Below are 254 nucleotides of genomic sequence, written 5' to 3'. Positions count from 1 at the left end.
AAAGGAATTACATATACAGAGCGTACGAAACTTTTACAAGGTATTACGGTATATATGACAAACATTCCTACGGAATGGATACCAAAAGAGAAAATTTATGATTTATATTCACTACGTTGGCAAATTGAGCTGTTATTTAAGATATGGAAATCTTGGTTTCAAATTCATCGTTGTAAATCTATTAAACAAGAACGATTAGAATGTCACCTTTATGGGCAACTCATTAGTATTCTATTATGTTCTTCTACTATGTT

General features: G+C 30.3%; 1 protein-coding gene. It reads left to right on the top strand.

What is annotated here, in order from left to right:
• Positions 1 to 254, top strand: a 254-nt coding sequence (locus AAIE21_RS29530) for a transposase (protein ID WP_343269891.1), incomplete at both ends; no start/stop codon positions are given.

Source organism: Paenibacillus sp. 102, from assembly GCF_039549175.1.
Lineage (GTDB): Bacteria > Bacillota > Bacilli > Bacillales > Bacillaceae_G > Bacillus_A.
This window is presented reverse-complemented; position numbering and strand designations above follow the sequence as displayed.